Here is a 21,662-nt window from a genome sequence, read left to right on the forward strand (position 1 = left end):
GTTGAACGAGAAGCGGTTCCGACTGGCGGTCAGCATGCTCTGGCCGCATGAGACATGTGAGCAACCGCACCGCGAAACGCTTCGGCCTTCTCTCCGGCGCCGCCGCTCTGGCGGTGAGCGTGGGCCTCCTCCCCCAGGAGGCGCAGGCCGGGCCCGGAGACTTCCAACGGGGCCCCGATCCCACCGAACAGTCCGTCACCGCCGAGCGGGGCCCGTTCGCCACGGCCCAGACCAGGGTCGACGGCCCGAACTTCAAGCAGGGCACCGCCTACTACCCCACTGACACGAGTCAGGGCACGTTCGGTGCCGTCGTCGTCAGCCCCGGTTTCGTGACACCCGAGGCACTGATCAGCTGGTACGGCCCGCGCCTCGCGTCCCAGGGCTTCGTCGTCCTGACGCTGGACACCAACTCCGGGTTCGACCAGCCCGACGACCGTGCCACCCAGATGCTCAACGCGCTCGACTACCTCGTCCAGTCCAGCTCCGTGAAGAACCGCATCGACCCCAACCGCCTTGCGGTGATGGGTCATTCGATGGGAGGCGGCGGCTCCCTCAAGGCGTCCGAGACGCGCTCCTCGCTCAAGGCGGCCGTGCCGCTGATGCCGTGGAGCAACGACAAGACCTGGCAGACCGACCGGGTCCCCACGATGATCATCGGCGCCGAGAACGACGCCATCGCCTCGCCCGGCTCGCACGCGGAGGTCTTCTACAACAGCCTCACCGCCGCACCCGAGAAGGCCTACCTGGAACTCCGGGGCGCCGACCACAACGTGGCGCTCGGCTCCAACGTGACGATCGCCAAGTACAGCATCTCCTGGCTGAAGCGCTTCGTCGACGAGGACGTGCGGTACGACAAGTTCCTGTGCCCGGCACCGACACCGAACACACAGATCAGCGAGTACCGGAACACCTGCCCCACGGGGTAGCCCTTCCGGGCGCGCGGGCACGGCGGGGCTTCCTGGGGGGGGAGACCCGCCGTGCTGCTGTGCGCCCATGCGTCCCCTGACCCCGGCGGTTCCGCCGCCCTTGCCGCCGAGCGGCTCCCGGTTCCAGAATCGCGATCGGTCGGTCGGCGCGGGTGAGCAGGATGCGGTTGGCGTCCTTGTCGCGACCCGATCCGCTTGCGTACCCGCGGGTGCGGCGGCGAGGAACATCTTCACGCCCCCATGTTGCGCAGAACATTGACCACAGGCACGAACATGCCTAACTTCACTGTGCTCACCCGCGTCCCGTGCCCCCACACTCGAAGGGATCCGCTCGTGAATCGCCGCCTTCTCCTGTCGGTCGCCGTCCTGTTGACGGTGACCGCGGCCCCCGCGCATTCCGCCGCCGAGGACGTCCACCTCGAGGGCACCCTCGCTTCCGGCGCGACCTACGTCATGGACGTGCCCGCCGGCTGGAACGGCACGGTGCTCCTGTTCAGTCACGGGTTCCGGCCCCCGGGCGCGCCGAACCCGGCCCAGAACGTCACCGACCCCGCCACCCGTGACCTCCTCCTCAAGGACGGCTACGCACTGATCGGCTCCTCGTACGCCACCACCGGCTGGGCGGTGGAGCACGCGGTGCCGGACCAGCTGGCGACGCTCGACGCGTTCACCGAGCGGTTCGGGGCGGCCCGGCGAACCCTCGCCTGGGGCCAGTCGTACGGAGGGCTCGTCACCACGCGGATCGCCGAGCGCCATGCCGGGCGCATCGACGGATCGCTGTCCGTCTGCGGGCTGGTCCACGGCGGTGTGGCCAACTGGAACAACACCCTCGACCCGGTCTTCGCGCTCAAGGCTCTCCTCGCGCCCGACGCCCTGGTTCCCCTGGCCGGCTTCCGGGACCAGGCCGCCGCGAAGGCGGCCGCCACCACGCTGAGCGGTGTCGTGGCCGAGGCCCAGGACTCCGCGGACGGTCGGGCCCGGATCGCCCTCGCGGCGGCCCTGCACAACATCCCCGGCTGGAACGACCCCGCCCAGCCCCGCCCGGCACCCGACGACTGGAACGCCCAGGAGGCCAACCAGTACACCGCCGTCAGGGGGCTGCTGGCGACGGCCGCGTTCAGCTGGCGCCAGGACACGGAGAGGCTGGCGGGCGGCAACTCGTCCTGGAACACCGGCGTCGACTACGCGAGGCTGTTGCGCGGCTCCTCGACGTACAAGCAGGTCAAGGGGCTCTACAAGGCGGCCGGGCGCTCCTTGAAGGACGACCTCAGGACACTCAACAGGGCTCCGCGCGTCAAGGCGGACAAGGAGGCTCTCGACTGGATGAGCCGGACCAGCGCCTTCACGGGCAGGCTGACGAAGCCTCAGCTCACCGTCCACACCACCGGAGACGCCCTCGTCCCCGTCCAGACGGAGAGCGCCTATCTGCGGGCCGCCACCGCCGGCGGCTCCCGGCCTCTTCTGCGCCAGGCGTACGTCGACAACGCCGGCCACTGCACCTTCAGCCCGGCGGAGCAGATCGCCGCACTGGACGCGCTGGAGCACCGCATCGCCACGGGACGGTGGGGCGACACCGGCCCGAAGGCTCTCAACTCGCGTGCGGAGCAAGCCGATCCGACCACCCCGGCCCGCTACGGCACCTACCGTCCCGCCCCGTACCCGCGCCCGTACGACCTGGCCCATCCGGGCGACGCGTACCGGCCCTGACCCGTCCCGCCCGGCGTGGGAGCGGCCCGGCCCCCGGGCGTTCCCGCATTCTCTCCTCGACGCATGCGACCGCATGTGAGCGCACGCGACCGGCGCCCGGCCGTTCGCGGCCGAGGAGGAGGAACCCGTGCCGCTGCTTCCCGCTCCCCGCAGGACGCCCCTGCTGCTCACCGCGGCGGCCGTACTGGCCGCCGCGGGCTGGACCGCCGTGGGACAGCCGGCGGGCGCGGCCCACCGTTCCCAGGCACCCGAGCCGGCGTCCCCGTCGACCGTCTGCGTCCCCGCGGGCCTCCTGAAGGGGCCGGGCGGGCAACATGCGGCCGTCAGTCTCTGCGCGAGCGGCGGCGGCGCGGGAACGTCCCTGTCGGCTCCGGCCACCTGCGGGCGCCATGGGAACAAGGTCCGGTACGCCTGTCTGACGTCGGGCAGCTGGACGCTGCGGCGTGACGGCCGGACCGTCGCCACGGGCCCGCTGCCCGGTGGCAGGGAGACCCCCGGGCCGGGTACGTACGACGTCAGCGGCACGGTGCACGTCCGGTCGTCGCCCGCGGGCGTCGACCTGCGGGGGACGGTCCGCGCCACCCTGAACCTCACCGACCCGAAGCCCGTCCCCACCCACCGCATCGAGGTCGACCGGCGCACGCTGCGGCCCCACACGTCGGCCACGCTGACGTACACCGTCTCGCGGGACAGCGACGCGGGCGACGGCAGCGCCCGCTTCGGGCTCATCGGGGAGGAGGCCTCGGGCGTGGAACTGACGACGTCCGACGCCCGCTGCGTCAACCCGCTCACGGGCCGCCATCCTTCGACGACCCGCAGCATGTACGCCCTGGACTGCGCCCTCACCGACCTCCAGCCGGGCCGTCCCTCCACGGTCGTCGTCCGCGCCAGGGTCTTGGGCGCCTGCTCGACCGTCGTCTCGAAACTGGGTTACTGGACACCCCGGGGCCAGAGCCTCTACACGGGCGGCATTCTGGCCGGGCCCACGGTCACCTGTGGCCCCTCGGGTCCCCGGGAGCACTGACCGGTCGGGCGGCACGCACGACGGGCCGGCCCCACGAGGGGGCCGGCCCGTGACGGCGGCGGGGAGTGCCCCGCCGCCTGCGCGCGACTGCCGTGTCAGGACTGCGGCGGCCGGTCCTGGTCCGGGTTCGAACCGAACTGGTCCTTGAGCCTGTCCTGGCCGGTGTCGACGTGACCGCTGTACTTGCCCTGGGTCCTGTCGTCGACGAAGTCGCCGCCCTTGTCGACACCCTTGCCGGTCTGTTCCGGGTGGCCCTTCAGCATTCCCTTGATCTTGTCCATAACGGACATGAGTCATCCTCCTGATCAGTTCACCCCCACGCATCCAGGGTCACCGCAGGTGGCGGGTTTCGCATCCGGGCGGCACACCGGCCTGTTCCCGGGCGGGCCCCGGGGCGGTTCCAGACCACCCCGCCCCGGGCCGCCTAGGCCTCCGTACGGCACTCCGGATGACCCCAGCCGTCGGCGTTCTTCGCGATGGTCTCGCCGGCCGTGTACGAGCGGCCGCAGCGGCACCGGCCCGGGAACTTCGCCTTGAGCGTGCGCGAGGAGGCGGCGGAGGACGACCGCGCGGACGAGGAGCCCGTGGCGGCGGAGGCGGCGCGCTTCTTCGCAGGCGCCGACTTCTTCGCCGCCGGGGATTTCGGCGGTTGCGGAGAGCCCTGCTCGCTGCCCGCCGACTCCTGGACGAACGCTGCCTGGCTCGCCGCGCGGTCCGCGAAGTCGTTGAGGGGGTCGCCGTCGACCTGGTGCGCGGGCACGTACCGGAACTCCACCGAGCGGCCGTCGAGCAGTTCGTCGATCCGTACGACGAGTTCCTGGTTGGCCACGGGCTTGCCCGCCGCCGTCTTCCAGCCCTTGCGCTTCCAGCCCGGGAGCCAGGTGGTGACCGCCTTCATCGCGTACTGCGAGTCCATCCGGATCTCCAGCGGGACGGCGGGGTCGACGGCGGTCAACAGCCGTTCCAGCGCCGTCAGTTCGGCGACGTTGTTGGTCGCGGTGCCGAGGGGGCCCGCTTCCCACTCGGTGGGGGTTCCCGTTCCGTCTGCGACGACCCAGGCCCAGCCCGCGGGCCCCGGGTTTCCTTTCGACGCCCCGTCACATGCGGCGATTACGCGTTCAGCCATGCGCCCGATCATGCCAGGGTGCGGGGTCCACGGGCCTACCGGCCCGTCCTCCGCGCCGTCTCCGGGGTGAGGCGCGAGTCCGTCGTGGCTGGTCGCGCGGCGGCCCGCGCCCCTAGAGGGCCGGGCTCGTCGCTGCCGCGTAGGCGTGGACGGTGACCGTCCGGTCCGGGCTCCACCGCTGTTCCGCCGTCGCCAGTCGCTGCCAGCCCTGCCGTTCGTACAGGGCTGCCGCCGCTCTGTCGGTCGCGACGACGTCCAGAACCGGGTGGAGACCCCGGCGTCCGGCGTCCTGGGACGCCCGGGTCAGCAGGAGCGCGCCGATTCCGTTGCCGCGGGCCTCCGGTGCGACGAACAGACGGCTGACGACCGCGGTGACGGCGTTCGCATCCCGGCGGGCACGCCACAGCCCGGGGGCCAGGTCACCCGGTTCGTCGCGGGACAGGGCGACGTGACCGACGACACGGCCGTCGCGTTCCGCGACCCACGCCGTCAGCAGGGAGGACTGGGACAGCCACCCACCTGGCTCGTCCGGCCAGTTCACGGGGTATCCGTCGCTCTCGTGGACCGCTGCGAGCACCCGGACGCACGCGTCGAGGTCCTCCTCCGTCCGAAGCCTGATCGAGGTCCTGGCCGGTGCACCGGTGTTCTCTCTCTTCATCCCGGCATCGAAACACAACCCGTGCGACGCCCGTGGAGCAACCCTCTGACCATGAGCGACCGTCCGCCGGACCTCCCTTCCTGTGAGCTATGTTGAACCACAGTGGGACAAGAAGGAGGCGCACCGGTGCCATCGCCGCAGCAGGCCCGCGCGCAGGCGTCCGCGATCAGTTCGGGGAAACAGGTCCCGGAGACGGAGGCCGCGCCCACGACCCGGCTGCGGGCCCTTTTCGACGGACCCCGGCTCTCTCCGGGGCAGCGGCGCATCGCCCAGTACCTGATCGAGCACATCGCCGAGGCGGCCTTCCTGTCGATCACGGATCTCGCGGAACGCGTGGGTGTGAGCCAGCCCTCGGTGACCCGCTTCGCGACGGCGGTGGGTTTCAGCGGTTACCCCGCCCTGCGGGAGCGCCTCCAGTCGATCGCGCTCAGCAAGCTGGCCGGCTCGCCCGACGCCGCCGAGGAGGCCCGGCCCAACGAGCTGCAGGCCGCCGTCGACGCGGAGATCGACAACCTGGAGAATCTGCGCCGCGACTTCGCCGACCCGGAACGGGTCATCGAGACCGGGCGCGCGCTGTCGCGGTCGACTCCGCTCACCGTTCTCGGGCTGCGGATCTCCGGGTCGCTGGCCGAGTACTTCGCGTACGCCGCCCGGCGTGTGCACCCCGACGTCCGGCTGGTGACCCGGGGCGGCAGTGTCGCCTACGACGCCCTGCTCCAGTCCCGCGAGGCGGGCGGTACCTGGGTGCTGGCCTTCACCATGCCGCGGCACGCGCACGAGACGCTGACGGCCATGCGGGTCGCCCGGCGGGCCGGTCTGCGCGTCGCCCTGATCACCGACCTGGGGCTGGGGCCGCTGGCCGACGAGGCCGACGTGGTCTTCGCCACCGGTACCGGCTCACGGCTCGTCTTCGACTCCTACGCGGCGCCCGTCGTGCTGTCCGCGGCGCTGCTCCAGGCCATGACCGACGCCGATCCCGAGCGTACGCAGGCCCGCCTGGAGGACTACGAACAGGTCGCGGACGAACACGCCTTCTTCCTCAAGGACTGACCTCTCCGGCATGTGGTGACAGCGTTCCGCAAGTCATGATTCAGCCGTACCGAGACATGAATTTTTTCATACCCTTGCGTACCGGACGGTATATATGAATACTTCTCGCTGATCGGGATCCGGTGGGGTCCCGGTCGGCCCGGGAACGGCGCTCCCTTCTCGCACCGGCCCGGGTGCACCGAACGGGCACCGCTCGCGCACGCCCGTGGCGGCCCCGGTCAATCCCCTGGGCCGGGGCCGCCAAGAACGACAAGAACCGCCCGCCGGCCACCTCGGAAGCGATGCACATGTCCCTGACGTACTCCTCGCCCATCAGCACGGACTGGCCCTGTCAGGTCAAGACGCCCGGCAACCGTGACTGGGAACGGTCGGCGGCCAAGTGGCTGCGCGAGCTGGTGCCGACCCGTTACGCCAGCTATCCGCTGCTGATCCGCCAGCCGGTACTGCTCGCCCGCCACGCGCAGATCCAGCTGCAGCAGGAGATCCGGGTCGTCCGCACCGCGCTGCACAGCGCACGGGCCGAACTGCCCGCCATGGGGATGCACGAGTCCGTCATCGAGCACACGATCAAGCTGTACGCGGCCGAGCTCACCCAGTTGAACCACATCGCACGAGGCGTCCGCGTGGTCACCCAGGCGCTCGTGGAGAGCCACAACGCCCGCCAGGGCCACTGAGCCGCACGGGCCCGGCGGCCGGCGACGCCCGCGGACGAGGGCGCCGCAGCACGGTGGCACTCAGTTCCCCCGTCGGAGCACACTGAGTGCCATGTCGCCTCGCGTCCGGTGCTAGGTTCCCCACCATGAGCGAGGCACCACGTCCCGACCCGGCGGCGCACGTGACGAATCCGAAGCCGCCGATGCGGGCGTCCCTCGTGGCGGCGGCGTTCCAGCTGTTCCTGGAGCGGGGGTACGAGCAGACCACCGTGGACGACATCGTGGCCCTCGCGGGCGTCGGACGCCGGTCCTTCTTCCGGTACTTCCCGTCCAAGGAGGACGTGGTCTTCCCCGACCACGAGGGCTGCCTGGCCGAGATGACCGCCTTCCTGGGCGACAGCGGCCCCACGGACGAACCGGTGGCGCGGGTCTGCGACGCCGCGCGTCTGGTGCTGCGCATGTACGCCGAGAACCCGACGTTCTCCGTCCAGCGCCACCGCCTCACCCGAAAGGTACCGGGGCTGCGGACGTACGAACTCTCGATGGTCTGGCGGTACGAGCGGGCGCTGGCCGCGTATCTGCGCGGGCGTTTCGCGGGGCGGCGCGACGGGACGCTGCGGGCCGACGTCATCGCCGCGGCCGTGGTCGCCGCGCACAACAACGGGCTGCGTTCCTGGCTGCGCTCGGACGGCCGGAGCGACGCGACCGCCGAGGTGGACCACGCCCTCGCCCACGTCCAGGGAATCTTCGGGCCGGACCAGGCACCCGGCGGCCCGGCGCAGCAGGCGGCGGACGAGGGCGCCGGGGAGGGGAGGAACGGGGGCCGTGACGACGAGGACGTGGTCGTCGTCGTCTCCCGGCGCGGGGCTCCGCTGTGGCGGGTCGTCCAGGAGATCGAGACCACACTCGGACGCGATGCCGACTGATTGAGGGTACTGAGTGCCTTTACCTGTGACACTGCGTGCCATACCCTGAGCCCGTGCGCGACGCTCCGCGCACCTTCGGATTCCGGCCAGGCGCAGGGAGATGACATCGTGTTCCACCGAGGAAGCGGGACCACGACGGGCGTACTCGACCCGGTGACGGCGACGACCGCGGGACAGACCGAAGAGGGGCTCACCTACCAGCGCTGCCGCTGGTGCGGGACCTCCACGTTCCACCGGGTGCTCTGTCCGGTCTGCGCGGGCAGCGATCTGCGCACGGAGCGCAGCGCGGGCCTCGGCGTCATCCGCCACACGACCGTCGTGCAGCGCAACACTCCGGGCGCGCGCAACGTGTCACTGGTCGAGCTGGCGGAGGGGTTCACCGTCCGGGGCCGGGTCTCCGGGCCGCTCATCGCGATCCGCACCGGTGACCGCGTCCAGCTCACCACGGCGATGGATCCGGTGCGCCGCGAGCCCGTGTTCCAGCTCTGCGAGGAGCCGTACTCCGGCTGGCACTGACGCGCTCGACGGCTTCGCGAGGGACACTGGCAGGGACAGGTGCCCGCGGAGAGCGTGGAGGGCCCATGCACGCCAAGGACGTTCTGGTCGATGCCTACGGCCGCATCCAGGAGGAGGTCCATGCCGTCGTCGACGGCCTCTCCCCCGACGATCTCAACGCCCGTCCCGACGGCCGGGCCAACTCGATCACCTGGCTCGTCTGGCACCTCACCCGCGTACAGGACGACCATGTCGCGGACGCCTTCGGCCTGAAGCAGGTCTGGCTGTCGCAGGACTGGGCGGTCCGCTTCGCACTGACCCTGCCCAGCGGGGACACGGGTTACGGCCACACCCCGCAGCAGGTCGCCGAGGTGCGGGTGGACTCGGGCGACCTGCTCGTCGGCCACTACGACGCCGTCCACCGGCAGACGCTGGCGGCGCTGCGCGATCTGCGCGCCGGCGACCTGGACCGCGTCGTCGACGAGAACTGGTCCCCGCCGGTCACCCTGGGCGCCCGCCTCGTCAGTGTGCTCTCGGACGACCTGCAGCACGTGGGCCAAGCCGCCTTCGTACGGGGACTGCTGACCGGCCGTTGAGCGGCGGCCGGCCCGGGAGAGCCACACCGGCGACGACCGCCGCACTCCCGGCCCGCGCCTCGTCCACCCCACGCCTCCACCTGGTGTGATGTGCGCCTCAGAAGCAACCTCGCCGTCGGCATCCTCGTCCTGATCCACAACGAGACGGCGCGGCGGCGTCGGCGACCCGTCACCCCAGGACAGTGATCCAGGACGGCGAACCGGGGCACTATACACAGCATGTATACATACCGTGTATAGCAAGGGTCCGCCGCGCTCGTCAGCACCGGCAGAACGAAAGGCACCCATGTACGCCAAGGCATCCGCGCCCGAGTACCAAGGCGCGCTCACCACCCTGTCCGTGAACTCCTCCCTGGTCGACGTACTGGCCGCGGGGACGGAGCAGTTGCGCGCCGCCGAACGCACCGGGGCGCGGGCGGAGGCGGCACGCTCGGGTCTCGCGGTGGCGGAGGCGCACCGACGGCTCGGTCAGGTGGCCGACGCCGACCGCGCGTGGAAGGCCAGTTACCGCGCCGCCCGGGAGGCCGGGGACACGGCCGCGATGGCGTGGGCCCTGTGGAGCGGAGGCACCCTGGCACGCCAGCGCGGGGCACTCCCCCTGGCCTGGCGCCTGCTGGGACTCGCCGCCGAACTCGGCGAACAGGGCGGAGACATCGTGGTGCGCGGCTACTCGCTCGCCGGGATGGCGGAGACCGGCCGCATCCAGGGCGACTACGCGGCGGTCGGCGCACTCCACGAACGGCTTCTGGCAGAGGCCCGCAAACGCGGCGAGGCGCGCCACACCGTGTGGGCGCTGGAGGGCATCGCCCAGATGCACCGCAACACCGGGTCGTACGACACGGCGTACGCGATGTTCGAGGAGGCGGCCGGGATCGCCGGCCGGGCCGACGACCGGCGTGGTCACGCGTGGGCGCTGCGCGGCCTGGCCGACATCGTGTCCGTGCGCGACGGCGACGCCGGCCGGGCGCTCGCCCTGCTCGCCGAGGCCGAGGTGTCCTGCCGTGAGATGAACCTGACGAGTGCGCTGGCGTACAACCACAAGATGCGCGGCAACGTCCTCTACCGGGCCGGGCGTTACGCCGAGGCCCGCGACGTCTACGCGCAGGCGCTGGCCGAGTTCCGTGCGATGAGCGAGCCCCGCGGGGAGGCGCTCTCCCGGCTCGGTCTGGCCAAGTCCCTCGCCCGCCTGGGCCGCGACCTCGACGAGACAGCGGCCGAACTGGCCGAACTGGCACAGGACTTGGAGCGGATCGGCCTGCGGCACGCGCATCGCATGGTGGCGCGGGCGCAGGCCGAGTTCGGCATCGAGACGGCGACACGGACCCCGCTCTCCACCGGGACGGGCACGAGTCCGGCCGACCCCGTCGAGGCCGGCTCGGCCGCGAGCGCCGTCGTCGCGCCCACCCTCGTCGCGGCCACTCCCGTCGTGTGCGACGCCGTGTCCGCGGCCGACCGGGCCGACGCGAAGGGCCGACGATGACCACGATGTCCTCCGCACCGTCCCCCTCCGCCGTCACCGACGTCGACGCCGGGCACGCGTCCCGGCTGCTGGAGCACTGTCGGGCCCAGGTGCGCCCCGCGCTGGCCGAGGCCGTCGGACGGCTGCATCCATGGGTGGGCGAGATGGCCGCGTACTCGTTCGGCTGGTGCGAGGCGGGCGGCGCGCCCGTGTCCGGGCCGGCGGGCGGCAAGGGGCTGCGGCAGGCCCTGGCCGTCCTGGGCACGGAGGCTGCCGGGGCCCCGGCGGACGCGGGCGTGACCGCGGCCGTCGCGGTGGAGCTGGTGCACACCTTCTCGCTGCTCCACGACGACATCATGGACGGCGATGCGACCCGGCGCGGGCGCGCCACCGTCTGGAAGGCGTACGGCACGGGCCCGGCCGTCCTCGCGGGCGACGCGCTGTTCGCCCTGGCCGTGGAGACGCTGGCCACCGCGCCCGGCGCCGATGTCCCGTCGGCGGTACGTCACCTGTCGACCGCGCTGGGCGACCTCGTGCGCGGCCAGGCCGACGACCTGCTCTTCGAGACCCGCCCGTGGACGGGCCCGGCGGCGGTCCGTCCCGACGAGTACCGCGCAATGGCCGAGCACAAGACCGGCGCGCTGCTGGGCTGCGCGGCCGCACTGGGCGCCGTGCTCGCCGGTGCCCCTCGGGAGACGGTCGCCACGCTCGACCGGGCCGGCCGCCATCTGGGGGTGGCCTTCCAGGTGGTCGACGACCTGCTGGGCATCTGGGGCAACCCCGCCGTCACGGGCAAGCCGGTCCACGCGGACCTGCTCCGGGGCAAGAAGACGTACCCGGTCCTCGCGGCCCTCGGTACGCCTGCCGCCCGGCCGCTCGCCCGTCTCCTGAACTCCGCCGAAGTTCTCGACGGCACCGCCGCCCGCCGCGCCGCGACCCTGATCGAGGACGCCGGCGGCCGTGCGGCCGCCCTCGCGGAGGCCCACCGTCACATCGCCGCCGTGGACGCCTGTCTCGAGATCCTCCCTTCGGCGCCCCGCAGCGCCGACGACCTGCGCGCTCTGCTCGCGTTCCTCGTGCGCCGCGAGTTGTGACCAACTCCTTTGCCGTACCGGTCCCTTGACGCCGTAGAAAGCCCTTGCCAAACTCACCGCCCGCCATAGAAAACGCTTGCTCCGGCTGGTGCCGGGCAGGCGGCAGCCCCCCACACAGGAGAAGACGAGATGGGACGCAGAGCCGCACCTCACCTCACTCGCCCGACCGCACGGACCACCCACCCGACCCCACGCGCCCTCGGACGGCGGGCCGGTGTCGTCGCCGCGTGCGCCACCGCCCTGGTCACGGCGGCCGCCGTGCTCACCGCCCCGGCGAGCGCGGCCCCGGCACGGGCCGCGGCGGCGTGCGGCGAGGGCTCGTACCAGGCCGAGGCCACCCTGAGCGGCAGCACGTGGACCGCCCGGCGCGGCGGCAGTGTCGTCCACACGGGGACCGACATGCGGGCCGCTATGCAGGCGGCCGTCAACAGCCTCACAGCGGGGCGCACGTCGAAGGAACGGGTCGTCGTGCGCGGCTCGGGCGCCATCGGCGCCGGATCCAGGGTCTCCCTGCCGAGCTACACCGTGCTCGACGTGTGCGGCACCATCAACGTCACCGGTTCGGGCTCCGGTGACCAGGCGCCGGTCTACGCACGCGGCGCGCGGGACATCGAGGTCCAGCACCTGAACCTCACCGGAACCCCGCTGTACGGCATCTTCATGCGCAACGTCACCAACGTGGTGCTCGGCCAGATCGACATGCGCCTGTCCCGCGGTCTCGGCGTGCGCATCGACAACCGCGGCGACACCAGCCAGTGGACCCGCAACGTCCGTATCGACAACGTGTACGTGTCCGGGGCGAGCAGCCACGCCGTGGAGACGTACGGAGTCGACGGCATCACCATCGGTACGGTCACCGCACGCAACGTGGGTGAGTCCGGTCTGCTGCTGAACCAGACCGTCAACGCCACCGTCACGAAGGTGGACGCGGACGGGGCGGGCGCCGGCACCGGGTACGCGGCCTTCCGGATGGCCAACCGCAACGGCCGGATCGGCAGCGGTTACCCCACCAACGTGCGCGTCGGCGAGGTCATCGCGCGCGGCGGCGGCCGGGGCGTCTTCTGCGTCTCGGAGAGCGGCGGCGCGACCATCGACCGGGTCACGATCTCGAACACCGGCAACAACGCGATCCTGATCGAGAACTGCTACAACGTGCACCTCGCCGCGCAGAGCGGAACGGTCACGGGCGGCGGCGAGATCCGGCTGGCCGCACGCTCGGAGTTCCCCAACAACTCCGACATCACCGTCCAGAACCTGCGGGTGACCAACTCCGCGATCAGAGAGAGCCCGTGCGGTGTCAACACGACGTTCCGCAACAACACCCTCGTCAACAGCACGCAGACCATCTGCTGACGGGAGCCCCTCACGCGGCGGGTCGGTACGGCAGCAGGCGCCCTGAGGGTGTCCTGCGGTCGACGGTCGTGTCACGCGGGTGGTGGGGCGGCGGCCGGCGCGGATACGGCGTACGTCAGCGCCGCGGCTCGGGGCCCCAGTAGGAGGAGCCCCCGCCGCGCCATTCGATGAGCGGCGACACCGCGACCTCGTTCTCGTCGAACTCCAGACCGGCGCGGCGCAGGAACTCGACGACGTCCGGGATGTTCATGGCGGTGCCGACCGCCTCGCCGTGGACGGTCACGCGCCGGCCTCCGTCGCCGCGCGGCGGATGCACGAGTACCACCGGATGTTCCGACATGCCCTCACCCTCACCCGGACCGCCGGAACGCGCATCCGGGCAGCGCGCGGCGAGGCACCGCCCCGACCGGCCCGCGACGCCCCGGTGGAAGCCCCGCGGAAACGCGACGTCGGCGTGTGCCTCGGTGGGAGGCGCACGCCGACGTCGCTGTCCGGTACCTCGACGGCTCAGTACTCGATCGCCGGAAGCAGGCCGGTGACGGGCGCGGCGAGGTCGGTGACCTGGTGCAGCTGCTCCAGCTGGTAGAGGCCGTTCAGCTGGTTGAGCTCGTCGATCCCCTCGGAGATCTTCGGGATCTTGTTCCGGTGCTCGGTGGGAAGGTCGCTCACGGCGAGCGAGTCGAGCTCGGCGATCGGGTTCAGTTTTCCCGTCTCGGGGACCGTGGCAGCGCCCGCGGACGGTACGGCCAGGCCCGTGACGCCGATGGCGAGGCCAACGGCGGCGACAATACGTCGTGTTGAGATCATGTCTTCAGCAACGGCGACGGGCGGTCCACGGACACGGCCCCGCCCGGCTCCTCACCCGGGAGGCGCATCGGCCCGGCTGCGCTTGCCGCGGACCCCGCGCCGGAGGAGTCTCTAAGGAGAGGCCCTCAGCGGCCCGCTCCGCACCGGGCCGCGGCCTTCCCTCATGGTCCACAAGGAGGTCCATCATGGGCACCGCGGCAAGCCCCGGCTTCGACACCGAAGCGCTGCGCCGGGGCATCGAAGGCCAGGACGCGACGGCACTCCTGTCGCTGTACGCGGACGACGCGGAACTGCGCGTCGTCGACCGCAACACCCAGCCCAGCCACCCGATGGTCATGCACGGCCGCGAGCAGATCGGCAGGATGCTCGACGACGTCTACAGCCGCGACATGACACACAAGATGGAACAGTGCGTGGTCCAGGGTGATCACGTCGCCTTCCAGGAGTCCTGTCTTTATCCCGACGGCGTCAGAGTGCTCGCCAACTCCATGATGTCGCTCCGCGACGGCAAGATCGTCGACCAGACCGTGCTGCAGGCGTGGGACGCCGAGGAGTAGGGAGAGGAGCGGAGAGGCGGAGCAGACAGAGGAACACCCGGGGTCCGACGAACATGTCCCGGACCCCGGACACCGTGGTTGCGGGCCGTGCCTTGCCGAGGCGGGCCACCACCTCGACCGGTGCGGCGAACGGGTCTGGGCCGCGCGGCGCCGGGCCGGCGTCCGGTCAGCGCATCCACGCGCTGTAGTCCATGACGTCGCCCGCCTCCAGACCCCACTCGGGTTCGTCCACGGTGGCGGTGCTCTCCAGGCCGAGTACGGCGCCGGTCGCCGGGTCCATGATCAGCATTCGGCGGGCGCCGGGTCCGTCGTACACGTACGCCTGGCCGCTCCGGTCGAGGCGGTCCGTCACCCGGCCGGCGGGCCGCAGTCCCCCGGCGTCCGCGAGGAGCCGGGCGAGGGCCGCGTCCTCGCGGGGACCGAGGGACCAGTGGTCGAGCAACACCCCTACGGCCTGCAGCAGTTCGGACGTGGTCAGCGGTGTGTCGCTGTGCTGCGCCTCCTGCAGATAGGCGCGCAGCCGCGTGGTGTCGTGGGGCGGCGGCGACTCGGGCGGGGCGTCGCTCCAGCTCGGCGGGTAGGTCTGCTCGCTGATCACGTGACCGTCGTCCACGAGGCGCGGGGCGCCGCCCTCGTCGGAGAGGACGGACCGGCCCGGGCGGCGCGGATCCGTCGCCACCACCAGTTCCGTGTGGCTCTCGTCCGCGTGCCATCGGACGATGCGCTCCACGGGAAGCGTGACCGGGGGCTCGTCCTCCGACATTCCCATGCTCCAGGACTGCACGTGCGTGCCCTTGCGCAGGCCGGACGAACCGTCCTGCGCGGTCTGACCGGCGCGCTCCGCCAGCCGGTCGAGAGAGACGGGGGTGGAGCCGGCCACCGGCACCAGCGGGCGGGGTGCGGCCACGGCGGGACCGGAGCTCGGGCCCGCGAAGAGGAGGGCCACGGCGGTCACGGCGACGACCGCGGTCGACGCGAGGGCCCAGACAAGGCGCGTACGACGAGGGCGGGGGCGGCGCAGCCACCGGTCGAGGCCCGTACCGGCGGGTGCAAGGCCGTCCGCCGGGCGCATGAGGTGGGTGAGGCGGCGCTCGGCCTCGTGGCCCAGGGGGCCCTCGCCGAAGCACGGGTCGTCGGAGGGCACCGGGTTGGCGCCGCGCAGCAGTTCGAGTTCGTCAGCCATGGCCCTGCTCCTTCGGGGTGGCGCGGCGGGGCGTCTCGGTGCCGGGGGCCACGGTGATCCGCATGCGGTCGATCTCGGCCCTGAGGCGGCGGCGGGCGCGGTGCAGGCGCATCGCGGCGGCGCGGCTGCCGCATCCGAGGGCCACGGCGACCTCGTCGACACCGAGTTCCTCCCAGGCGGTGAGTCTCAGCACTTCCTGGTCTGCGGGGGACAGCCGGGCCAGCGCGTCGTGCACCCAGGCGGCGGGCTGCTCAGAGTCGGGGCTGTCCACGATCTGTCTGCCGTGTGCGGCCTCGTCGTTGCCGAGTCTGTCCACCAGTCGCCGACGGCGCCCGAAGCCGCGCACCGCGTTGGACAGGCAGTTGCGCGCCACGCCGTACAACCAGGGCAGTGAGGAGGCGGGCAGGTCGGAACGGCGTCGCCAGGCGACGGCGAAGACCTCCGCCACCACTTCCTCGACCTCGCTCGTCCGGCCGTCCAGTCGCCGCGCAACGTAGCGGCTGACCGCCCAGTAGTGCTCGCGATAGGCAGCGGCGAAGGTCTCGTCGTTGCTCATGTTCCGTAGGTGTCCGGCAGGTCCTCGATCGTCACACCTGTTTCGGTGATCCTTGTCGCCTCCCTCAAGTGTGACGTCGGGGCGGCTCGCGGACACAGGCGGGGCATGGAGAGCAACACTGTCACCGCGGCGCTCGCGCCCCCGGCCGCGAGCCGTCGCCCGGGCCTCGCCGCCGTCCGATGGCTCACCACCACGGACCACAAGACGATCGGCACGTTGTACCTGGTCACGTCGTTCGCGTTCTTCTGCATCGGCGGCGTGATGGCGCTGTTCATGCGCGCCGAACTGGCCCGTCCCGGCACGCAGATCATGTCGAACGAGCAGTTCAACCAGGCGTTCACGATGCACGGCACGATCATGCTGCTGATGTTCGCGACGCCGCTGTTCGCGGGCTTCACGAACTGGATCATGCCGCTGCAGATCGGTGCCCCCGATGTGGCGTTCCCGCGGCTGAACATGTTCGCCTACTGGCTGTACCTGTTCGGCTCGCTCATCGCGGTCGGTGGTTTCCTCACCCCGCAGGGCGCGGCCGACTTCGGCTGGTTCGCCTACTCCCCGCTGTCCGACGCGGTCCGCTCGCCGGGCATCGGCGCCGACATGTGGATCATGGGTCTGGCGTTCTCCGGGTTCGGCACCATCCTGGGCGCGGTCAACTTCATCACCACCATCATCTGCATGCGCGCGCCCGGCATGACCATGTTCCGCATGCCGATCTTCGTGTGGAACGTGCTGCTGACCGCGGTCCTGGTCCTGCTGGCCTTCCCCGTCCTGGCGGCTGCGCTGTTCGCGCTGGAGGCGGACCGCAAGTTCGGCGCGCACATCTTCGACTCGGCCAACGGCGGAGCGTTGCTGTGGCAGCACCTGTTCTGGTTCTTCGGGCATCCAGAGGTGTACATCATCGCGCTGCCGTTCTTCGGCATCATCAGTGAGGTCATCCCGGTCTTCTCCCGCAAGCCGATGTTCGGCTACATGGGCCTGATCGGCGCGACCATCGCCATCGCCGGCCTGTCGGTGACGGTGTGGGCGCACCACATGTACGTCACCGGCGGTGTGCTGCTGCCGTTCTTCTCGTTCATGACGTTCCTGATCGCCGTGCCGACGGGTGTGAAGTTCTTCAACTGGATCGGCACCATGTGGAAGGGGTCCCTGAGTTTCGAGACCCCGATGCTGTGGGCCACCGGCTTTCTGATCACCTTCACCTTCGGTGGTCTGACCGGTGTCATCCTGGCCTCGCCGCCGATGGACTTCCACGTCTCGGACTCGTACTTCGTGGTGGCGCACTTCCACTACGTGGTGTTCGGCACGGTCGTGTTCGCGATGTTCTCCGGCTTCCACTTCTGGTGGCCGAAGTTCACCGGCAAGATGCTCGACGAACGCCTCGGCAAGATCACCTTCTGGACCCTGTTCATCGGCTTCCACGGCACCTTCCTCGTCCAGCACTGGCTGGGCACGAACGGAATGCAGCGCCGGATTCCCGACTATCTGGCCGCGGAAGGGCTGACGGTCCTCAACACGGTCTCCAGCATCTTCTCCTTCGTCCTCGGACTGTCCCTGCTGCCGTTCTTCTACAACATCTGGAAGACGGCCAAGTACGGCGAGAAGGTCGAGGCCGACGACCCGTGGGGCTATGGCCGTTCGCTGGAGTGGGCCACGTCCTGCCCGCCGCCGCGGCACAACTTCCTCACGCTGCCGCGGATCCGTTCCGAATCCCCGGCCTTCGACCTGCACCACCCCGACATCAGCGCCATGGGCGAGCAGTCGCCCGCGCCGGAAAAGGCTCTGCGGTGAGCGCCAAGGGCGACCAGCCGGTCGACGTGGGCTCGCTGATCAACGAGGTGGAAGGCCATCTTCTGATCGAGGCCACCCGGGGCGAGGGGCACGCCGAAGCAAGCCGCTTCACCCGGCAGTTCGGATGGCTCACCGACAGCCGTCGGGCCGAGGTCGAGGAGCGGTTCGCGGAGGAGTACGTCTCGCTCGCACGGCTCTCCTGGCAGCGCACGGCCCGGCGGGGCGCCGAACTGCGGGGCGAGTACGAGGAGGCGTACCGCATGTTGCGTCAACGGCTCCTCGCGGTATGGCTGTCCGGGATGGCGCTCCTGGCCGCGGCCGCCGCCCTCGTCGTCTCGCTCGGCCGGCCATGACGCGGCAGGCGTCGCGCGGCGATCGGTGTCCCCCGCTGCCCGCGGCCGATCGGGCGCGCCGGCGCCACGGCGTGGACGCGCTCCTGACCGCCGCGTCGGCGGCAATCCCGACGAGTTGATCACTTTGCTCCGTCCCGACGGGGTGTTCCACGCCGACAGGACGGACGACATGGTCATCGGGGTCGGCGTGGTCGTCGCCCCGGGCCGACCCGCCGCACCCGATCTCGCGACCCTCGACACCGACCTGGGCGGAACCACGCCGGTCCCGCTGCCGCCGCGCCATACTGGCCGTCGTGCGAGTAGCGATCATGACGGCGGGTTCGCGGGGTGACGCCGCGCCCTACACGGGGCTCGGCCACGGGCTGGCACGAGGCGGGCACGAGGTCACGGTGGTGACACACGCGTGCTTCGAGCCCCTGGTGGCGGCCGCGGGAGTGGGGTTCCATCCGCTGCCGCTGGATCCGCGGGCGGAACTGGAGTCCGCACGCGGGCGCGCGCTGCACCGCAGTGCAACCGGCGTCGGCAAGATGGCCCGAATGGTCGGGATGACCCGGTCGCTGGTGGGGCGGATGGCGGACGACCTGGTGGCCGCCGCAGGGTCGGCCGACGTGCTGCTGCTGTCGAGTTCGCTGAGTCCTCTCGGCCATACCGTCGCCGAGGCGTACGGGCTGCCGAGCATGGGCGTCTTCCTCCAACCCCTGGCTCCCACACGCGAGTTCGCGCCGCCCGTGCTCGGCACCCGGTCACTGGGAGCGGCCGGCAACCGGCTCGCGGGCCGTGCGGTCAACGTGGCCGCGGACCGGATCTTCGCCGACACCACACGGGCGCTGCGTGCCCGGCTCGGTCTTCCGCCCGTCGGCTCGCGCGCGGCCCGCCGCGCGCGCGAGCGGCACGACTGGCAGGTCCACCACGGTTTCAGCCCCCTGGTGGTGCCCCGGCCGGGCGACTGGCGGCCCGGTCTCGGCGTCGCCGGCTACTGGTGGCCGTACGACGTCGAGCCCCGGCTCCCCGACGCGCTGGAGGACTTCCTGGACGCCGGGCCCGCGCCGGTCTTCTTCGGACTGGGCAGCGCCACCGTGCCCGATGCCGAGCGGCTGGGCCAAGAGGTCGTACGGGCCCTGCGTGCGGCCGGACTGCGCGGTGTGGTGCAGCGGGGCTGGGCCGGGCTCAGCGCCGACGGCGACGACATGTTCACCGTCGACGAGGTGCCGCACTCGGCGCTCTTCCCCCGGATGGCCGCGGTGGTCCACCACGCGGGCGCGGGCACGACCGCGGCGGCGCTGCGTGCCGGGGTGCCGGCCGTGCCCGTGCCGATCCAGTTCGACGAGGCGTTCTGGGCCGCGCGGCTCGTGTCGCTGGGGGTGGCCCCGACGGCGGTTCCGCTGCGTGGGCTCACCGCCGGCGCGCTCGGTGCGGCCGTGACGCGCGCTGTGACCGAGCCCGCCTACGCGCGGCGCGCGCAGGAGCTGGCAGGCCGGCTCCTGGACGAGGACGGGGTGGGTCCCGTCCTCGCCGCCGTGGACCGGCTGGCCGGAGGCTGAGCCCGCGAGCCCGCGGCCCATTCGCCCCGGAGGGGCGCGGGGAACTGCGCGACCGGCCCCCACCGGCCGACACCGCACCCGCTCCAGGAGATACGCGTCAGGCCACGGTGATGTGCACCGTCATCTCGTCGGCGCCCGGGGTTCCGACGGTCTCGATGGTCACCCCTGTCCAGGTGCCGTCCGGCAGGTCGAGTGCCGGATCCGTGTCCTCGCCGACCGTGTTCCTGTCCTGGCAGGGGTACAGGTCGTCGCTGTCGCCCCGGTTGCCCCGGCCGAACATCCGCGAGAGGTCTCCCCGGCCGTCGGCCTGGAGGAGTTCGACGGCGAGGTTCTGCTCGTCGTTCACGTTGTCGATCGACTCGTCGACGACGTACACGGCGATCCCCTCGTCGGGCAGGAAGGCGTCCTGTCCGCGTCGGCGGCGGTACTCGACAAGGATGTACTGGTCGTCGGTCATGGTGGCGGGGTTGTGGACGAACACCGCCTCACCGTCCTCGGCGGCGGGCCGCAGCCTGATGTCCCGGGTGGTCTTGTTCACCACCTGGGGCTCGGTCCAGCCGTGGAACATCCGCAGCATGGCCGTCGGGAAAACCGGCGTCAGACCGCCGTTGCCCCATGAACCGCCCGCCATCAGGCAGTAGCTGCCCAGCCCCGCCGACCGGGTCAGCTGCTGCTGACCGGTGTCGTAGTAGTCGGCCCAGCGCGCCGCGAGGTGGCCCCACTCGTGGGCGCAGACGCCTACGGCGCAGTCCTCGGGCACGGTCAGGAAGGTGCGGACCGACAGGCCCGGTGCCACCTCGACGCCGCCCGGGATCGTCCACTTGAGGCTCCACAGGTCGCCGCGTTGGGTCGTCTGCTCGGCGCCGCGTCCCGCATGGATGACGAACAGGGCTGTGACGGCGCCCTCGTCGAGTGCGTCGAAGGAGGTGAAGTCGACTCCGGCGTCCCGGGCCGCGAGGACGGCGTCCCGCGCCAGCCCCTGGGTGTTGCGCGGGAAGTTGGGGTTCATGCCGGAGTTGTCGTCGGCGTAGAAGGACAGCGGCTCCGGCATCCGGAACCAGCCGTGCACAGCACCCTGGATGTCGATCCCGGTGCCCGGCGACGTGTCGAAGGCACTGGCCTTGCGGTAGTAGGAGCGCATGCTGCCGCTCGGGAACTCGTCAAGGCCGAAGAGCATGCTGTCGTAGTGGCCGGGGCCGTGGTCGGCCTCGTGCGGCCGGTCGGGGAAGTCGACGAGCAGCACCAACGTCCGCACGGTTCCGCGGAGCCGGGTCGCGGGGCGGGTCATCAGCTGCTTGTCGGTGCTGGGGCCCGGGTCGAGCGCGCCGTCGTCGAGACCGACGAGGTTCTCGCCCCTGCGGCCCGCGCGCCACACGGTGTAGTACTCCTCGAACGTCATGTTCTTCGGCAGTCGGCGGCCCTTGACCAGTTCGAGATAGCGGGCGTAGAGCTGCGCGAGGGCCTGCGGCGACAGTGGTACCGGGCAGGCGTCGGCGCAGTGGTGTGCGGGTCGTACGGGGCTGAGCGTATGGCGCATCAGGCACCCCCTTCAGGGGACGAACCCCTTTTGCCGGACACGAAGGATCCAGAGGAACCAGGCCCGGCGAAGGCGGTACGCCTTCTCCTGGCCGGGGGTGAGACTACTGTCAACACGCCGCTGTGGACCGCGACTTGGGCGCACAGCATCCGGAACAAGGCGCTCCCCCCGCGCAGCCCTGTTCCGGAGCACGGCGGTCCACCGGCACGACCCGGTTCCGGAGCATGGCGGTTCCCTGTCCGACCCGGTCACTGAACTCGCGGGCCCCTCGGC

The 21,662-nt window shown here is 71.6% G+C and carries 24 protein-coding genes; 16 read left to right on the top strand and 8 right to left on the bottom strand.

Going from position 1 to position 21,662, the window contains the following annotated elements; genetic code table 11:
* Window positions 1-47: 47 nt before the first annotated feature.
* The 3 genes from O1Q96_RS29695 to O1Q96_RS29705 all read left to right on the top strand — a co-directional run bounded on the left by O1Q96_RS29695 (window position 48) and on the right by O1Q96_RS29705 (window position 3,657).
* A complete protein-coding gene (locus O1Q96_RS29695; RefSeq protein WP_269251091.1) occupies window positions 48-926 on the top strand; it encodes a poly(ethylene terephthalate) hydrolase family protein in 879 nt (292 codons plus the stop codon).
* A gap of 333 nt (window positions 927-1,259) precedes the next feature.
* The gene (locus O1Q96_RS29700) at window positions 1,260-2,633 is read left to right on the top strand and encodes an alpha/beta hydrolase family protein (RefSeq protein ID WP_269251092.1); all 1,374 of its coding nucleotides are present in this window, start codon (window positions 1,260-1,262) and stop codon (window positions 2,631-2,633) included.
* A 127-nt stretch (window positions 2,634-2,760) separates the two neighbouring features.
* Window positions 2,761-3,657, top strand: coding sequence for a hypothetical protein (locus O1Q96_RS29705; protein WP_269251093.1), 897 nt, complete (start codon window positions 2,761-2,763; stop codon window positions 3,655-3,657).
* A gap of 95 nt (window positions 3,658-3,752) precedes the next feature.
* Here the strand turns inward: O1Q96_RS29705 and O1Q96_RS29710 are convergent, their stop codons facing one another.
* From O1Q96_RS29710 to O1Q96_RS29720, 3 genes are all read right to left on the bottom strand, one after another.
* Window positions 3,753-3,947 (bottom strand): antitoxin, encoded by a 195-nt coding sequence (locus O1Q96_RS29710; protein WP_269251094.1) that lies wholly within the window; start codon window positions 3,945-3,947, stop codon window positions 3,753-3,755.
* Window positions 3,948-4,081: 134 nt separating this feature from the next.
* Window positions 4,082-4,795, bottom strand: coding sequence for a ribonuclease H family protein (locus tag O1Q96_RS29715; RefSeq protein WP_269251095.1), 714 nt, complete (start codon window positions 4,793-4,795; stop codon window positions 4,082-4,084).
* Window positions 4,796-4,895: 100 nt separating this feature from the next.
* Complete coding sequence (locus O1Q96_RS29720; protein ID WP_269251096.1) at window positions 4,896-5,441, bottom strand: GNAT family N-acetyltransferase; 546 nt, start codon at window positions 5,439-5,441, stop codon at window positions 4,896-4,898.
* 126 nt (window positions 5,442-5,567) lie between these two features.
* Between O1Q96_RS29720 and O1Q96_RS29725 the strand changes: the two genes are divergently transcribed.
* The 8 genes from O1Q96_RS29725 to O1Q96_RS29760 all read left to right on the top strand — a co-directional run bounded on the left by O1Q96_RS29725 (window position 5,568) and on the right by O1Q96_RS29760 (window position 13,067).
* Window positions 5,568-6,491: a MurR/RpiR family transcriptional regulator gene (locus tag O1Q96_RS29725; RefSeq protein WP_269251097.1), complete on the top strand. Its 924-nt coding sequence runs from the start codon at window positions 5,568-5,570 to the stop codon at window positions 6,489-6,491.
* 281 nt (window positions 6,492-6,772) lie between these two features.
* The gene (locus tag O1Q96_RS29730) at window positions 6,773-7,165 is read left to right on the top strand and encodes a hypothetical protein (RefSeq protein ID WP_419586968.1); all 393 of its coding nucleotides are present in this window, start codon (window positions 6,773-6,775) and stop codon (window positions 7,163-7,165) included.
* Window positions 7,166-7,347: 182 nt separating this feature from the next.
* Complete coding sequence (locus O1Q96_RS29735; protein ID WP_269253769.1) at window positions 7,348-8,070, top strand: TetR family transcriptional regulator; 723 nt, start codon at window positions 7,348-7,350, stop codon at window positions 8,068-8,070.
* 105 nt (window positions 8,071-8,175) lie between these two features.
* The gene (locus tag O1Q96_RS29740; protein ID WP_419587075.1) at window positions 8,176-8,586 is read left to right on the top strand and encodes a Zn-ribbon domain-containing OB-fold protein; all 411 of its coding nucleotides are present in this window, start codon (window positions 8,176-8,178) and stop codon (window positions 8,584-8,586) included.
* A gap of 65 nt (window positions 8,587-8,651) precedes the next feature.
* Window positions 8,652-9,161, top strand: a complete 510-nt coding sequence (locus O1Q96_RS29745; protein WP_269251100.1) for a mycothiol transferase — start codon at window positions 8,652-8,654, stop codon at window positions 9,159-9,161.
* A 286-nt stretch (window positions 9,162-9,447) separates the two neighbouring features.
* Window positions 9,448-10,641 (top strand): tetratricopeptide repeat protein, encoded by a 1,194-nt coding sequence (locus tag O1Q96_RS29750; protein WP_269251101.1) that lies wholly within the window; start codon window positions 9,448-9,450, stop codon window positions 10,639-10,641.
* Window positions 10,638-11,714: a polyprenyl synthetase family protein gene (locus tag O1Q96_RS29755; RefSeq protein ID WP_419586969.1), complete on the top strand. Its 1,077-nt coding sequence runs from the start codon at window positions 10,638-10,640 to the stop codon at window positions 11,712-11,714. The genes O1Q96_RS29750 and O1Q96_RS29755 overlap by 4 nt, the downstream gene beginning before the upstream one ends.
* A gap of 129 nt (window positions 11,715-11,843) precedes the next feature.
* Window positions 11,844-13,067 (top strand): hypothetical protein, encoded by a 1,224-nt coding sequence (locus tag O1Q96_RS29760; protein WP_269251103.1) that lies wholly within the window; start codon window positions 11,844-11,846, stop codon window positions 13,065-13,067.
* A 115-nt stretch (window positions 13,068-13,182) separates the two neighbouring features.
* Here the strand turns inward: O1Q96_RS29760 and O1Q96_RS29765 are convergent, their stop codons facing one another.
* Window positions 13,183-13,407 carry a hypothetical protein gene (locus O1Q96_RS29765; RefSeq protein ID WP_269251104.1) on the bottom strand — a complete coding sequence of 75 codons (225 nt, stop codon included), beginning with the start codon at window positions 13,405-13,407 and terminating at the stop codon, window positions 13,183-13,185.
* 167 nt (window positions 13,408-13,574) lie between these two features.
* Window positions 13,575-13,874, bottom strand: a complete 300-nt coding sequence (locus tag O1Q96_RS29770; protein WP_217453534.1) for a hypothetical protein — start codon at window positions 13,872-13,874, stop codon at window positions 13,575-13,577.
* A gap of 185 nt (window positions 13,875-14,059) precedes the next feature.
* On the opposite strand from O1Q96_RS29770, the gene O1Q96_RS29775 reads away from it, so the two are divergent.
* A complete protein-coding gene (locus tag O1Q96_RS29775; RefSeq protein ID WP_217453533.1) occupies window positions 14,060-14,431 on the top strand; it encodes a nuclear transport factor 2 family protein in 372 nt (123 codons plus the stop codon).
* 166 nt (window positions 14,432-14,597) lie between these two features.
* On the opposite strand, the gene O1Q96_RS29780 is transcribed toward O1Q96_RS29775, so the two are convergent.
* Both O1Q96_RS29780 and O1Q96_RS29785 read right to left on the bottom strand, forming a co-directional pair.
* A complete protein-coding gene (locus O1Q96_RS29780; protein ID WP_269251105.1) occupies window positions 14,598-15,614 on the bottom strand; it encodes a CU044_5270 family protein in 1,017 nt (338 codons plus the stop codon).
* Window positions 15,607-16,170 carry an RNA polymerase sigma factor gene (locus tag O1Q96_RS29785; RefSeq protein WP_269251106.1) on the bottom strand — a complete coding sequence of 188 codons (564 nt, stop codon included), beginning with the start codon at window positions 16,168-16,170 and terminating at the stop codon, window positions 15,607-15,609. The genes O1Q96_RS29780 and O1Q96_RS29785 overlap by 8 nt, the downstream gene beginning before the upstream one ends.
* A gap of 105 nt (window positions 16,171-16,275) precedes the next feature.
* Between O1Q96_RS29785 and ctaD the strand changes: the two genes are divergently transcribed.
* The 4 genes from ctaD to O1Q96_RS29805 all read left to right on the top strand — a co-directional run bounded on the left by ctaD (window position 16,276) and on the right by O1Q96_RS29805 (window position 19,852).
* Window positions 16,276-17,958: an aa3-type cytochrome oxidase subunit I gene (gene ctaD, locus O1Q96_RS29790; protein WP_269251107.1), complete on the top strand. Its 1,683-nt coding sequence runs from the start codon at window positions 16,276-16,278 to the stop codon at window positions 17,956-17,958.
* Window positions 17,955-18,311: a hypothetical protein gene (locus tag O1Q96_RS29795; protein ID WP_269251108.1), complete on the top strand. Its 357-nt coding sequence runs from the start codon at window positions 17,955-17,957 to the stop codon at window positions 18,309-18,311. The genes ctaD and O1Q96_RS29795 overlap by 4 nt, the downstream gene beginning before the upstream one ends.
* Before the next feature lie 115 nt (window positions 18,312-18,426).
* The gene (locus O1Q96_RS29800) at window positions 18,427-18,642 is read left to right on the top strand and encodes a hypothetical protein (RefSeq protein WP_269251109.1); all 216 of its coding nucleotides are present in this window, start codon (window positions 18,427-18,429) and stop codon (window positions 18,640-18,642) included.
* Window positions 18,620-19,852, top strand: a complete 1,233-nt coding sequence (locus O1Q96_RS29805; protein ID WP_269253770.1) for a glycosyltransferase — start codon at window positions 18,620-18,622, stop codon at window positions 19,850-19,852. The genes O1Q96_RS29800 and O1Q96_RS29805 overlap by 23 nt, the downstream gene beginning before the upstream one ends.
* Before the next feature lie 97 nt (window positions 19,853-19,949).
* Here O1Q96_RS29805 and O1Q96_RS29810 read toward each other — a convergent pair whose 3' ends face one another.
* Complete coding sequence (locus O1Q96_RS29810) at window positions 19,950-21,389, bottom strand: M6 family metalloprotease domain-containing protein (protein ID WP_269251110.1); 1,440 nt, start codon at window positions 21,387-21,389, stop codon at window positions 19,950-19,952.
* Window positions 21,390-21,662: the final 273 nt, after the last annotated feature.

It is taken from the genome of Streptomyces aurantiacus, assembly GCF_027107535.1.
In the GTDB taxonomy this organism is placed as follows: Bacteria; Actinomycetota; Actinomycetes; order Streptomycetales; family Streptomycetaceae; genus Streptomyces.